A 13,078-nucleotide genomic window follows, 5' to 3' on the forward strand; every position below is an offset into this window, starting at 1 on the left:
GCGAAATTGGCGTAAAATTCGTACCAGCTCATCGCCCCTCCTTCTGTGGCTGCCGTGAAACACACCCTCAGCGCTCTTGTGCAGGATCAGCCCGGGGTCTTAACCCGCATTGCCGGCATGTTCGCCCGCCGGGGCTTCAACATTGACAGCCTCACCGTCGGACCCACCGAGCGGCCTGGGATCTCTCGCATCACTATGGTGGTGCAGGGAGACGAGCACGATGTGGAGCAGCTAACCAAGCAGCTTTACAAGCTCATCGAGGTTCTAAAAGTAACGGATATTACCCACGTCCCCTGTGTAGAACGGGAGCTGATGCTGGTCAAGGTCAATGCCAGCATTGAGACCCGCTCTGCCATCCTGGACGTGGCGCAGATGTTCCGGGCCCGCATTGTGGATGTGGCGGAAGAGTCGTTAACGTTGGAAGTCACCGGGGATCCAGGCAAGATGGTGGCCATCATTAAGATGTTGACTAGCTTTGGCATTCGGGAGATTGCCCGCACCGGTCTAGTGGCTCTCACCCGCGAGTCAGGGGTCAATACTGAGTACTTGAAGCAGCATCCCAGCGCTGCTGTTGTCTAGCGGGCTTGGCCAAGACAGTGGGGAGTTGGAGATGCTAAAAGAAAGGGCCACGGTAAGTTGCAGGCGTTGCCGGCTGAGTCTTCTGGCCATTGTTTTGTTGGGGCTCCTAGCAGGCTGTGCTCCCAGACCACCCAAGTCGGTTGTGCAACAGGCCTTGGCCTACCAGCTGACTCACCTGGCGGGGCCGGTTGCCTCGTTGGTGGGCAGCGATCGCTTGGCAGAGCATCTGGAAGTGCAGGATGTCCGCATCCAGCGGGATCGCCGGGAGCCTTTGCTCTTGACTTCAGGAGAAACCCTGGAGGGCCACCACCTCAGCGGCACCTACACCCTCCTTGTGAAGCCACCGGGATCCCGCCGCCCCTACCGCCGCAAGGGGGATCCCTTCCAGCTCACCTTGGCCCGTCAAAAAGTCAAACAGGCAGAGTCCCAGGGCCCAACTGAGCAATGGCTGTTGGCCTATGCCTCTGCCGGTGGCAAGAGGTGGGAAGTCGTCAATTTCTTGCCCCAGCCAGCGCCACCGTCAGAGGTGTCCCCTGAGGAAGCAGAAACACCCTCTTCTGGAGCCTCAGCGTCGTAACCTCGCCTAGCGCAGCGTGGCTGCCCCCCAAACAAACAGCCCATCCACCACCAGGGTATTCAGCACTGCTCCGGCAAAGGCCCAGTGGTGCAGTCGCCGGGATCCCTGAATGACCCCCAGGCCAACCCCAAGGAGCAGAAGGCCCAAGCCAATGCCCCAAGCCATCCCCAAAGGGGTGGCCATTTTGTCGAGTGCAGCCCTAAAGGGGACGGCCGCTTGCTCCAGCCGCTCCAACTGCATCGCCTGCCGCCACTCCGGCCCTAGCCCTAGCAAGTGAATGTAAAGATCTGTCACTGCCGTGCCCCACAGGGAGCCGAGATAAAACCAGGTGCCGATGGGGGCAAAGCGTTGCCGTGCCCCCCACCAGACAATTGGGATCCCTAAAGCTTCCACCGGCATGTGCCAGAGGGGCTCCCAGCGCAGCCAGCCCCAGTAGAGGGAGCCTGCTAGCCAAGTCAGCGTGAAGCCATAGAGCAGATCCCCCCAGACGCGGGTGCGGGGCCGTGAGTAGAGCCGCAAGCTAAGGCCCAGCCAGCCTACAGCCATCGCCAAGCTCAGCCAAGGGGCAGAGCGCACTAGGGGCGCTTCCACAAAAACGGGTAGGCCCACCAGCATAGCCGCCGCTCCTCCAACGGCGTGGTGAGACCTAAGGGATCCAAAACGCTTTTCCGCAAGAAGGGGTAAAAAAGGTGGAGAAGGCAAAGCGCGATATTAAGAAACTTCACAGCAGTTAACATAGCACCTTTTCTGCGCTCTCCTCCGCCTAGTGGGTCCTAGCAGCCCTCGCAGCAGGGATCTTGGCGGGTCGAGGCGGCCTGAGGTTGGCAGGGCCTCTCCAGAGGTGGCAGGGTGGAAAGGAAGCTGCTGGCTAGAAGAAATCCTATGGACTTGCTGTTGGCCGGAGATATTGGGGGTACCAAGAGCAGCCTCAGCCTCTTCGATGCCCAAGATCTCAATCACAGCCTCTACCACCGCCGCTACGCCAGCCAGAGCTATCCCCACCTCACCCCACTGGTGCTGGAGTTTCTGGCCCAGGCGCGGCAGGAGCTGGGGCGAGATCCCCAACCGGTTGCTGCCTGCTTTGCTGTGGCTGGCCCAGTGATGGAGGAAAAGCAAGGGGACGGGGGCCCACAAACGGCCAAAATCACCAACCTGCCCTGGAGCCTGCACTCAAGCCAATTGGCCGGAGAGCTGGGGATCCCGCGCCTAGCTTTGATCAACGACTTCAGCGCCGTAGGCTATGGCGTGCTAGCGCTGAGGGAGGGGGAGCTGGAGACTTTGCAAGCGGGGGAACGGCAGCCGCGGGCGCCCATTGGAGTCATTGGAGCGGGCACAGGGCTGGGGCAGGCCTACCTCACCTGGGGAGAAGGTGGCTACCAGGTCCATGCCAGCGAGGGAGGACATGTGGACTTTGCCCCGCGCACCCCTCAGGAATGGGAGCTGCTGCAGTACTTGCAACAGCGATACGGGCGTGTCTCCACCGAGCGGGTGGTCTCCGGCCAGGGGATCGTAGCCATCTACCAGTTTTTGCGGGATAGTCGCTGGGCCCAGGGAGAGGAGCAAGTGCTAGCCCAAATTGCCGCCTGGGAAAAGGGGGCCGGTTGGATTGATCCAGCCGCTGAAATTGCCAATGCCGCCCTGGAGGGACGGGATCCCCTCGCTAGGGAGTGTTTGCGGCTGTTCATTGGCCTCTACGGAGCGGCTGTCGGCAATTTTGCCCTGCACCTGTTGCCCCGCGGTGGCCTCTTCCTTGCCGGTGGGATTGCCCCCAAGCTCTTGCCCCTGTTGAGGCAGGGGGAGTTTCTGGCAGCCTTTTTGGATAAGGGGCGAATGCGGCCACTGTTGGAGCAGCTGTCGGTGCAGGTGGTGGTCAACGAGCAGGTGGGTTTGAGGGGGGCTGCCCGCTATGCTGCTACTTTGCTGTAGGTGACCCCCTCTCCCGCGGGGGGAGGTTTAAGCAGGACAGGAACTGGCTGCCCTGCCTAGGGCCCATTCCCCCTGGCAAGGGTCCTCTTTTCTGCTGCCAAAAACAGTTGGGCCCGCCAAAAGCAGGCAATGGATTTGCTGTCCAAATCGAGGCCAAAACGGGCCCTTTCTGTAAGTTCATCAGGAGAAAACTCGACAACAGTAATGTCTTCGTCTTCATCCCTGGCGGGAGGAGAATCCAGCACTTCCAGATCCCGCGCTAGATAGGCATACATAATCTCGCTGGAATAGCCGGGGCAGAGATAAAATTGGCCGAGCGAATCCCAGCGGTGAGCCCGCAGGCCAGTTTCTTCTTCCAGCTCACGGCGAATGGTTTCGTCCGGCTGTTCCCCCGGCTCGACAGTACCGGCAGGAAATTCGTAAAGGTAGGAGGCGACAGCAAAGCGATACTGGCGAATGCAGACAAACTTGCCTTCGGCAGTCACTGGCACGGCCACCACGCCACCGGGGTGGATGAGGTACTCCCGCTCTCCCTCTGTCCCGTTGGGAAAGCGCAAACGCTGGCTAACAAAGGTGTACTTGTGGCCTTGAAAGCGCAGGCGCTCGCTGAGGATCTGCGATGGAACTTGCATAGCCAAGATTTCCTAAAGTAAAGAAGGTAGAGCCGCCCTTAGCCCGGTAGCCTCTGATCCTAGGGCAACTGGGCAGGTCAGAGGGATCCGCTCTGGGATAGATCCCAACTTGCAGGCCATGGTTTACCCTCCCTTGAAAGAGTTTCTTGCCCTCACTGGCCAGGGCAACTTCATCCCGGTGTACCAGGAATGGGTAGCGGACTTGGAAACGCCCGTCTCTGCCTGGTACCGGGTCTGCGCTGGGCAGCCCTACAACTTTCTGTTGGAATCAGTGGAGGGGGGGGAACAGGTGGCCCGCTACAGCTTCCTCGGCTGCGCTCCCCAGTGGGTGCTAGAGGTGCGCGGGGACCAGGCCCTGCAAATCCACCGCGACGGTCGGCAGGAGCAGCACCAGGGGGATCCGTTTGCCATCTTGGCCCGCTGCCTGCAGCCCTATAAGCCAGTGCACCTGCCGGAGTTGCCCAGCAGCATTGGCGGGCTCTTTGGCTACTGGGGCTATGAGCTCATTCGCTGGATTGAGCCTAGGGTGCCTATCTATCCCTGGCAGCCGGGAGATCCTCCTGACGCCATCCTAATGCAGGTGGACAGCATCCTCATCTTCGACCAGGTGAAGCGCAAGATCTGGGTGGTGGCCTTTGCCGACACGCGCCAGCAGCCGGCGGAGCAGGCTTACGCCCAAGCTTGCCAGCGGGTGGAAACGTTGGTGCAACAGCTTAGCGCCCCCCTTTCCCTCTCCCACCTTAGCCTTAACTGGAAGCCCCACCTACCGGATCAGATTCCTCCCAGCACCCTCAGCCGCGACGCCTACTGCCAGGCAGTGGAGCGGGCCAAAGAGTACATCCGCGCCGGCGAGATCTTTCAGGTGGTCCTCTCGCAGCGCTTCACCACTCCTTTTGCCGGGGATCCCTTCCAGCTCTACCGCTCCCTACGGCTCATTAACCCTTCCCCCTACATGGCATTTTTGCAGTTTGGCGATCTCTGCCTTGTCGGCTCCAGCCCGGAGGTGATGGTCAAGCTTAGCCGCGTTGGGGAAGAGCGCATTGCCACCGTGCGTCCCATTGCTGGCACCCGTCCCCGCGGCGCCACCCCTGCCGAAGATCGCCAGTTGGAGCAGGAGCTGTTGGCAGATCCCAAGGAGCGGGCGGAGCACGTCATGCTGGTGGATTTGGCCCGCAACGACCTGGGGCGGGTCTGCCGCCTGGGATCCGTGCAGGTGGACGACCTAATGCAAATTGAGCGCTACAGCCACGTGATGCACATTGTCAGCAACGTGGTGGGGCAGTTGGATCCTCAGTACAGCGCCTGGGATCTGCTGCGGGCCACCTTCCCTGCCGGCACGGTGACCGGTGCCCCCAAGATTCGCGCCATGCAGATTATCCACGAACTGGAGAAGTGCCGCCGCGGCCCCTATGCCGGCGCCTACGGCTACTACGACTTTGCTGGCCAACTGAACACTGCCATCACCATCCGCACCCTGCTGGTTCACCGCGGCCGGGTGAGCGTGCAAGCTGGGGCAGGCATCGTGGCTGACTCCGAGCCAGAGCGGGAGTACCAAGAATGTTTGAACAAAGCGCGGGGCATGCTCATGGCTGTAGCCAGTTTGCAGGAAGGCCAGGGTGGCGCAGCTGCGCTCTAGCGCTGCCGCGGACCTCAGTGGGACGGAGTCCTTACTGAAGAACAGGGGCGAGCAACCCAAGCCAAGTACTCCCCTTTTACCTCCAGCCAGCCACCCCCAGGATAGTCGGGGCTGCGGCTACGGCGACCTGCTTTGAGGAGCCGGATCCCCGCTTCCACTTGCTCAAAGGTAGGGTGATGGGGGATCAGCAAAGACAAAAACTTAAACATGACCTGCCGCTGCAGGGCGAGGGGAGCAGCTCGCAAGGGATCCCGTCGCAACCCTGGTAGGGCTGGCTCGTACACCTGCGGCCACAGTTGCGCAGCTTGCGCCACCACCAGTTCATGTTCCGCTTTTAGCAAGGTGGCGGCCCGATTCAGGGCTTTTTCTACCTGAGGGTTAAGGTGCTGCTTGAGATAGGGCATCACCTCCAGGCGGATCCGGTTGCGCCCGTGCGCCAAATCTTGATTGCTGCGATCTGGCCAGACCGGCAGTTGGTACTGACGGCAAAACTCCTCTGTTTCCCAACGGAAAAGGCCCAGCAGCGGTCGCACCAACCAGGCAGAGGCCGGATCCCGCTCGTCTAAACGCCGCTGCCAATCCAGGCTGGCTAGCCCAGCCGCTCCCGTGCCCCGCAGCAGGTTCCACAAGAACGTCTCTGCGCGGTCACTGGCTGTGTGCCCTGTAACCACGGCCTGGCAATTCCAGGCGCGCGCCCATTTATCCAACTGTTGGTAGCGCCAAGCCCTGGCCCCCGCTTCATCCCAGCGGATGGGATCGGCAGTTTCGACGGCGTGGGGCAGGCCCTGCTGTTGGAGCCACTCTTGCAAAAAGTGGGCACAGGCTGTTTCCTCCTCCGACCAGCGGTGGTTGCAGTGCAAGACAAAAATCTGCCAGTTCCAGCGCGGCTGCAGATCGCGCAGGATCTGGAGCAGACAGAAAGAATCCTGCCCCCCGGAAAAGGCCACCAGCAGCCGCTGGCCGGGGCAAAGCAGTTGCCGCTCTCGGATGGCACACTGAACCCGCAGGTGGAGAGGAGAGAGTCTAGCCACGGTGGGGTACTGCTCCCAGGCAACCCGCTTCTAGACTTGCTAGGCTAGGGCCCGCGTGAGATGGGAGGCCACCGTCTGCACAGCTGCAATGCTGCGCTCGTAGGCCATCCGCGTTGGCCCCAGCAAGGTGACCGTCCCCAGGGGCGCCGAGCGACGGCGATAGACCGAGGCGATCACCGTGCAGTGGCGCAGGGATTCCAGCGGATTCTCGCTGCCAATGTAGATGATCACAGGGATGTTGTTGTGGGAGGGATCCCGCTCGGGATCGGCAGAGGAGGAAGGCTTCTTGGCCAGCGGGGCAGAAAGAGCAGCCCCGTCCTGGCAAGCTGGGGTGCTGGCAGCATAGAGCCCAATCATCCCCTGCAGTTGCTCAGAGCCCTCCTCAATCAACCGGGCCACTGCTTGCACCCGCTGCGGCTGGGAAAACTCTGGCTGCCGCATCAGCTCCGTCATGCCTGCACTAAACACAGGCCCCAAAGAGGGCCGTAGATAGCGCTGAACCACCAAACGCAGCAGTTGCTGCAGCCAATGGCTGTAAGCGCGAAACTCTTTGTCCAGCTCTAGCCAGCTCAGGTCCTGCAGCTCGGCAAAGGTCTTGCCCCGCAGCTTGAGGGTGAGAAAGTTGCTAAGTAGCTGCAGCTCGTCTTCCAGATCCTCGTAGCGGTTTTCAGGCCGTTCCGGTGGACTGACCAAGGCTGAATGGGCTTGATAGGAATCGGTAACCACCACCACCATCACCCGAGCTGGTCCTACCGACAGCAACTGCACGTGGTGAATGGCTACCACTGGCCCCTGAGGTGGGGTGATGAGGGCAATGCAACCGCTCACCTGGGCCAAAAGCTGCGCTACTCGCTGGAGGAAACTGTCGAGGTCGTCTCCCAGCTCACGACTGACCTGCTCCAGCAACTGCTGCAGCGCCGGATGGGGCTCTGGAGCGTCGTTGGGGATCCCCTCCATGCAGCCGGAGGTCAACAAATCGTTGACATAAACCCGATAGCCAAAGTCAGAAGGGATCCGACCGGCAGAGGTGTGGGGCTGGAACAGCAACCCCGCCTGCTCAAGGGTGGCTAAGTCGTTACGAATGGTGGCTGTGCTTACCCCAAAGTTATACGACTGAGCCAAAGTCTTGGAACCGACAGGTTCAGCCGTCGCAATGTAGCTGCGCACTGTCGCCCAGAGAATCTTCCGCTGGCGGGGAGTCAGTTCGAGTTTCATGGCTACTCAAAAGAACTTAGTCAACCCGTATCTCAAAGCAGACTGCTAAGCAACCGGTAAGTTCGCTTGCAACAAACCCATTGAGGGCTGAGAGGCCAATCTATGGGATACCAATCTAAACGAAACTTTAAGTCTACCTAATACTCCGTATTGATAATTAACCTGGTCCTCGTGGACTGCCTAGCAAAGGGAGCAGCAGACTCCCAAGAGGGAAAAGCTGGGGTCACCCTAGGTTTTTACCCAGGGCAGCTACCTCTATCCTTTGTAACCTTTTGTTCCGAGGTTACTCCAGCAGCACGGCCTTAGCAGCGGCTGACCTTGGGATGACTGCAAGGGGGAAGACACCGCGCCGCATTATGCCTCCCAAAGTGGGCGGCTTAGGGCAACGCCACTGAGGCTTGGATAGGTTCTTTTTCCAGCTCTGGCCAGGGAAATTGGGACCATCCACCTTTGGGAGTTGTCGGATGTCGGATCGCGAGAGCCTCTTGGGGATGGGGGTACAAGGCTTGGGACTTAACCTTTCCGGGCTGGCGCTGTTGGTTGCAGCAGGCACTGCCTTTGGGCCTCTCAGTTGGACAGGGGTGGTGGCGGTGATGCTGAAGCTCATTGGGGATAGTCAACTGCTGTGCGGCTACTGGCATGGGCAGAGCCGGCGGCAAGAGGGAGAAGGGGAGTTGCTGCAAGCAGAGGCAGAGACTTGAGGGATCCTATCGCAGCTGGGCCACCGTTACGCCCGTACCCCCATCCTGGGGAGCTGCCGCAGCAAAGCTCTGAACGCGCGGGTGATGCTGGAGGTAGGCCTGGATACCAGCCCTGAGGCGTCCCGTGCCGTGGCCGTGGATGATCCAAACCGGGCCAGGAGGGGCTTGGGCAAAGTGCTGTTCCAGAATCGCCTCGGCATCGGCTACAGTTTTCCCCCTTAGGTCAAGGGTGTTGCGGCTGGTGCGCAGGTTCAGGGGAGCAGTGGTGGGCGGAGGGGAGGGAGGAGCTTTGGGGCGCTGGCGCTGTTTGGCCTGATGTTCATCGATGGGATCCAACTGGCCCCGCGGCACCGTGAACTTGAGGATGCCGCTGCGCACCACATACACCTCCCCTTCGACGGCAATGACCTCTCCTGTCTGTCCCAGGCCCCGCAGCCGCACCCGATCCCCCACCTGCGGCACAAACTCGGTGTCCACAGGTAGAGGTGCCGGCAAGTAGCGTTCGCGGATTTGCTGGAGATGGGCGGTTACCTGGCGGGGATCGTCCCCCTGTTGCAGCTTGCGAATGGCGGCGGCTACCTCTTGGCGGGCAGCAGCCAGCAGAGTTTCCAGCCCCTGGCGCTGCTGGTATTCCAGTTGCGCTTCTCGCTCGGCCAGCCGCTGGCTGCGCTCTTGCATTTGGCGGTAGAGGGTCTCTAGCTCTTGGTGCAGGGATCCCACCTGAGCTAGCCGCTCTTCCAAGTGAGCCCGCTGCGCTTCCAACCCAGCAATTACTTTCTCCAGTTGGCTTTCTCCCTGCAGATACCGCTGGGCCCGCTGCAGGATCTCCGGATCCAATTGCAGCCGCCGGGCAATGGCAAAGGCGTTGGAGCGGCCCGGGATCCCCCACAAAAGGCGGTAGGTAGGGGCCAGCGTAATCTCGTCAAACTCCACCGAGGCATTTTCAAAGCCGGGGTGCTGGTACTTGAGAGCTTTTAGCTCGCCGTAGTGGGTGGTGGCCAGGGTAAGCAGGGCTTTCTCTGAGAGATACTCCAATAGCCCAGCTGCCAGGGCAGCGCCCTCCGTGGGATCTGTGCCCGCCCCCACCTCGTCCAGCAAAACAAGGGCCGGCTCTGGACGCGATTGCAGGGTTTGCACAATGCGGCTAATCCGCTGGATGTGGCCTGAAAAAGTAGAGAGGTTTTGCTCCAAGGATTGCTCGTCGCCAATATCGGCATAGACCCCCTCAAACCAGGGCAGTTGGGGTGGATCCTGAGCTGGCAGGAAGATCCCTGCCTTGGCCATCAGCACCAACAGGCCCAGGGTTTTCAAGGCCACGGTTTTGCCGCCGGTGTTGGGGCCAGTAATGACCACAGCGCGGATAGACTCGGAGAGGGTGAAGTCAATGGGCACCACCTCTGGGCCTTTGCCTTCCTGACGGACCTGCCACCAAAGCAAAGGGTGTCTAACCTGGCGCAGGCGCAATCCAGCGGCAACGAACTGGGGACGGTTGCCCTTCAACCACAGGCTATAGCGGGCGCGGGCCAGAGCTAGCTCCAGCCCAACCAGCACCGCTTGCAGATGCTCCAAGTCGGCGGCTACGGATCCCACCTGGGCCGAGAGCGCCGCTAAGATTCGTTCTTCCTCCGCCTGGATCTGGACCTCGGTTTCTCGCAGGCGGTTGCCCAGTTCCACCACAGCGTAGGGCTCCACGTAGAGGGTGGCCCCACTGGCAGAGCTGTCGTGGACAAGGCCGCGGATGAGATCCCGGTGGGTAGCCTTCACCATCAGCACAAAACGCCCCTGCCGCTGGCCAATCAGGGTATCCTGCAGCGCCTGGGGGCATTGGCTCATCACCTCCCGCAGGCGTTCTTGGATCTGGCTGTGAAAAAGGCGGTGCTGACGGCGCAAATCGGCAAGGGCTGGGCTGGCGCTATCTCTCACCTCGCCGTGCTCATCCAGACAGCGGAAGATCTCCTGCTCCAGCTCAGGGTAAGTGCGCAGTGTGCTCACCCACTCCCGCAGGCGGGGCAGGCGCTCGTCAGCATCGATGAGGCGACGCAGGCGGCGAGCAGCTCCCAGCGTTGTGGCAATCTGGACCAGCTCTTCCCCGCTCAGGATGCCCCCTCGCTCGACCCGTTCCAAGGCCGGCAGCAGGTTGTGGATCCCCTCTAGCGAAACCCCCCCTGGCTGGCTGCCATCCAGCCGCATGGCCTCCTCCGTTTGATCAAGCCAGACCTCACTCTCCTCGCGGCTGCGCCAGGGATCCAGCTCTAGACAGGCGCGGCGGCCTAGGGGCGTAGCAGCAAAAGTGGCCAGATGTTGACAGAGGCGGCGCCACTCCAATAATTCCAGGGTTTCCTGGCGGAGGGAGGAATCAGGCTCAGAAGAAACCAGAAGAGAAGGGATAGCCGGGGGCATTACTCAGCGATTTGAGGAATACCGAAGACGCAGTTGCTCCATCTCGCGTAAAAACCGCCGCTGGTAGTTGAGAAAGGCGGTATGCCACTCACGGAAGCGCCGCTCGCCATCGCGCACCAACATCTGTCGGTAGTGCTCGGAGTTAAGGCGGGGCCGGGCCGAGTTCATGGGGTGGGGATCAAGAACGCTCTGCTTCCATTGTGGCAGGCGCCGGAGCCAAGGGGAGAAACTCCCGCCTTGCCAGTTCTTCTGCCCCTGCAGGCAGAGGCTTGAGCAGCCAGGGAGGACAGCCTTGCCATACTGGAAGGTGTGGCCTGGTCAATGCTCAACCAGCAACCTGAGACGCTGTGCGCAAACGAGTAACATTGATTTTCCCGCGGCACTTGGTGAATGTGCCTGTTACTTACCGCCTGGCCAAGGACTTCGACGTGGCCGCCAACATCGTGCGTGCTAGGGTGAGTCCCAACGAAGTGGGCACCCTCGTGGTGGAGCTCTCCGGAGATATTGACCAAGTAGAAGCAGGGCTAGAGTGGGTGCAGTCGTTGGGGATCGAGGTAGCCGAACAGGCCAAGGAAATTCAGATTGACCCGGCTTTGTGTGTGGACTGCGGCTTGTGTACAGGCGTTTGCCCCACCGAGGCGCTGAAGATTGCCGCTCCTGACTGGAAACTGGAGTTTCTGCGTAATCGCTGTGTTATGTGCGAACAATGCATCTCTACCTGCCCTGTCGGGGCCATCAGCACGAGTTTATAGCCATAAGGCGAAGAGCCGGCTAAGCCGACAAGTTTATTCGCTATTACAATGCTGTAATGTAACCCCGATGCGGGCTGGATTGGCACTGGAGATGCTTTCGACCCCAACGCTCATTGGCTTGACCTATGCTGCCCTAGCAGTTCTCTACCTGCTGGTGCTGCCGTTCTTGTTTTTGGTGTACGTGGACAAGCGCTGGAACTACAGCGGTGCCTGGGAAAAGGTGTTGATGTTTTTCCTAGTTTTGTTTTTCTTCCCCGGTATGGTGCTGGTGGCTCCCTTCATGACGTTTCGGCCCAAGCCGCGTTCGCTCTAGAGCCCGCCCTTCTGCAACCTACCAGCTATGCGCAGACGGGATGTTCTCGGCATTGGCCTAGCCCTGCTCTTGGGGGGAGGACTTTTCTACGGGCTGTTGCTTTGGGCCGGCTTGGATACGGGCGCGGCGCAGCAGGTGTCAAGCATGGTGTTTCTGCTGGGGTGCCTGGGCTGGACTGTGGGCTACCTGAAGCGGGTGTTGAGCAGGGAAATGACCCTGAAGGCCCAGTGGGCCGCTTTTGAGAGGCAGCAAATCCAAGAGAAACTTCACTCCCTCTCCCCAGAGGAGTGGCAGGCCTTGCAGGCCGAGCTGGGATCCGAAACCGAAGAGAAAGCTGAGGTTGGTTTGCCCGAGCAAGGCAAGCGCTGAAGCTGCCGGACAAACTGTACCCAAAAATCTGCCGCAAATTGGTGGAGTTTCAGCTACCCGAGCGGCGGGGTCGGCCCAACCCTACCTGTATGGCTAGTTACTGTTTTTCTTGATTGGGAATGCTAGCTTGCGCCCTAGGCAAAGTTGTGAACTGAGGCGAGCCGTTAACTCGTGCAGGTTTCCCCTTTTGCTCACCTAGCTCTGCTCACCGTGACCAAGACCGTTTTGGTGGCTCAGGGTCAGCCTTGGCAGGCCCAGCTCTGGAAGTCGGTGCTGGAGTCTCAGCGCCATGCCGTGGTGCTGGTTTCTCCTCAGGCAGATCTGGTGGAGGTGGCGGCAACTCATCCTCCGGATCTGATGGTGGTGGATATGACGACGGGGCTGTTTAACCCCTATGCCTTTTGTCGAGAGTGTCGGAGCCGGCTTCCGGATATCCCTGTGATTCTCACTCATCACCCCCGTCGCCGCATTGAGCCGGCAGAGCGGCGCTGGGCCATCTCCCAGGGGGCAGCCGAGGTGATCCCTGGTTTGGCCGAAGCCGACGACATTCTTCACTCCCTCGAGCAAGTTTACAAGGCAGCCAGGTGGCCTTTTCCCATTGACACGGCAGCTCTTCACGCGGTTCTCGAGCAGGCGGGTTTGCGGCCTGAAAAAGACAGCTCCCTTCCTTCCCCGCCCGTTGCACCAGAAGAACGCCAAGGGCAAACGGCTGCGCCCCCACCGGCAAAGTACCGGTTGATGTATCGGGGCCGTCCCGTCGAGTGAGTGGCAAGTGCTTGGCAGGCCCTTATCTGGCGTCTTGCCAGAGAAGACAGGCGCGCGAGTCGGCGTCCCTGCAGTCTGCCTTAGGCGCGCTGTTGGGAAGCGAGTGAGACAGTACCGCCCCGACTGGGCAGATGCCCGAGGCAACGAGCACGGCTGCGCCGGCTGGAGGGTGAACCAGGAAC

General features: G+C 60.6%; 15 protein-coding genes. 9 read left to right on the forward strand and 6 right to left on the reverse strand.

Going from position 1 to position 13,078, the window contains the following annotated elements:
* Window positions 1-54: 54 nt before the first annotated feature.
* Both ilvN and NW822_RS00605 read left to right on the forward strand, forming a co-directional pair.
* Entirely contained in the window at window positions 55-579 is a 525-nt protein-coding gene (gene ilvN, locus NW822_RS00600) for an acetolactate synthase small subunit (protein WP_414360037.1), read from the forward strand.
* A 154-nt stretch (window positions 580-733) separates the two neighbouring features.
* A complete protein-coding gene (locus tag NW822_RS00605) occupies window positions 734-1,156 on the forward strand; it encodes a hypothetical protein (protein ID WP_414403169.1) in 423 nt (140 codons plus the stop codon).
* Window positions 1,157-1,162: 6 nt separating this feature from the next.
* On the opposite strand, the gene NW822_RS00610 is transcribed toward NW822_RS00605, so the two are convergent.
* A complete protein-coding gene (locus NW822_RS00610) occupies window positions 1,163-1,771 on the reverse strand; it encodes a DUF3120 domain-containing protein (protein WP_414403170.1) in 609 nt (202 codons plus the stop codon).
* 267 nt (window positions 1,772-2,038) lie between these two features.
* On the opposite strand from NW822_RS00610, the gene NW822_RS00615 reads away from it, so the two are divergent.
* Window positions 2,039-3,082 carry a glucokinase gene (locus NW822_RS00615; protein ID WP_414403171.1) on the forward strand — a complete coding sequence of 348 codons (1,044 nt, stop codon included), beginning with the start codon at window positions 2,039-2,041 and terminating at the stop codon, window positions 3,080-3,082.
* A 56-nt stretch (window positions 3,083-3,138) separates the two neighbouring features.
* Here the strand turns inward: NW822_RS00615 and NW822_RS00620 are convergent, their stop codons facing one another.
* The gene (locus NW822_RS00620) at window positions 3,139-3,714 is read right to left on the reverse strand and encodes an NUDIX hydrolase (protein WP_414403172.1); all 576 of its coding nucleotides are present in this window, start codon (window positions 3,712-3,714) and stop codon (window positions 3,139-3,141) included.
* A 118-nt stretch (window positions 3,715-3,832) separates the two neighbouring features.
* On the opposite strand from NW822_RS00620, the gene trpE reads away from it, so the two are divergent.
* Window positions 3,833-5,350 carry an anthranilate synthase component I gene (gene trpE / locus NW822_RS00625; protein WP_414359480.1) on the forward strand — a complete coding sequence of 506 codons (1,518 nt, stop codon included), beginning with the start codon at window positions 3,833-3,835 and terminating at the stop codon, window positions 5,348-5,350.
* 14 nt (window positions 5,351-5,364) lie between these two features.
* Here trpE and tilS read toward each other — a convergent pair whose 3' ends face one another.
* Together tilS and NW822_RS00635 are read right to left on the reverse strand one after the other, a co-directional pair.
* Window positions 5,365-6,381: a tRNA lysidine(34) synthetase TilS gene (gene tilS / locus NW822_RS00630; RefSeq protein WP_414403173.1), complete on the reverse strand. Its 1,017-nt coding sequence runs from the start codon at window positions 6,379-6,381 to the stop codon at window positions 5,365-5,367.
* Window positions 6,382-6,420: 39 nt separating this feature from the next.
* A complete protein-coding gene (locus NW822_RS00635) occupies window positions 6,421-7,596 on the reverse strand; it encodes an HrcA family transcriptional regulator (protein ID WP_414403174.1) in 1,176 nt (391 codons plus the stop codon).
* 464 nt (window positions 7,597-8,060) lie between these two features.
* Here NW822_RS00635 and NW822_RS00640 point away from each other — a divergent pair, with 464 nt between their 5' ends.
* Complete coding sequence (locus tag NW822_RS00640; RefSeq protein ID WP_414403175.1) at window positions 8,061-8,297, forward strand: hypothetical protein; 237 nt, start codon at window positions 8,061-8,063, stop codon at window positions 8,295-8,297.
* A gap of 6 nt (window positions 8,298-8,303) precedes the next feature.
* On the opposite strand, the gene NW822_RS00645 is transcribed toward NW822_RS00640, so the two are convergent.
* Together NW822_RS00645 and NW822_RS00650 are read right to left on the reverse strand one after the other, a co-directional pair.
* Window positions 8,304-10,697 carry an endonuclease MutS2 gene (locus NW822_RS00645; protein ID WP_414403176.1) on the reverse strand — a complete coding sequence of 798 codons (2,394 nt, stop codon included), beginning with the start codon at window positions 10,695-10,697 and terminating at the stop codon, window positions 8,304-8,306.
* 3 nt (window positions 10,698-10,700) lie between these two features.
* A complete protein-coding gene (locus tag NW822_RS00650; protein WP_414359472.1) occupies window positions 10,701-10,865 on the reverse strand; it encodes a hypothetical protein in 165 nt (54 codons plus the stop codon).
* A 179-nt stretch (window positions 10,866-11,044) separates the two neighbouring features.
* On the opposite strand from NW822_RS00650, the gene NW822_RS00655 reads away from it, so the two are divergent.
* The 4 genes from NW822_RS00655 to NW822_RS00670 all read left to right on the forward strand — a co-directional run bounded on the left by NW822_RS00655 (window position 11,045) and on the right by NW822_RS00670 (window position 12,896).
* Window positions 11,045-11,449, forward strand: coding sequence for an NIL domain-containing protein (locus NW822_RS00655; RefSeq protein WP_414403177.1), 405 nt, complete (start codon window positions 11,045-11,047; stop codon window positions 11,447-11,449).
* A gap of 91 nt (window positions 11,450-11,540) precedes the next feature.
* The gene (ndhL, locus tag NW822_RS00660) at window positions 11,541-11,762 is read left to right on the forward strand and encodes an NAD(P)H-quinone oxidoreductase subunit L (protein ID WP_414365233.1); all 222 of its coding nucleotides are present in this window, start codon (window positions 11,541-11,543) and stop codon (window positions 11,760-11,762) included.
* 27 nt (window positions 11,763-11,789) lie between these two features.
* Complete coding sequence (locus NW822_RS00665; RefSeq protein ID WP_414403178.1) at window positions 11,790-12,131, forward strand: DUF3007 family protein; 342 nt, start codon at window positions 11,790-11,792, stop codon at window positions 12,129-12,131.
* A gap of 171 nt (window positions 12,132-12,302) precedes the next feature.
* Entirely contained in the window at window positions 12,303-12,896 is a 594-nt protein-coding gene (locus tag NW822_RS00670) for a response regulator (protein ID WP_414403179.1), read from the forward strand.
* Window positions 12,897-13,078: the final 182 nt, after the last annotated feature.

It is taken from the genome of Synechococcus sp. H70.2 (assembly GCF_047462275.1).
In the GTDB taxonomy this organism is placed as follows: domain Bacteria; phylum Cyanobacteriota; class Cyanobacteriia; order Thermostichales; family Thermostichaceae; genus Thermostichus.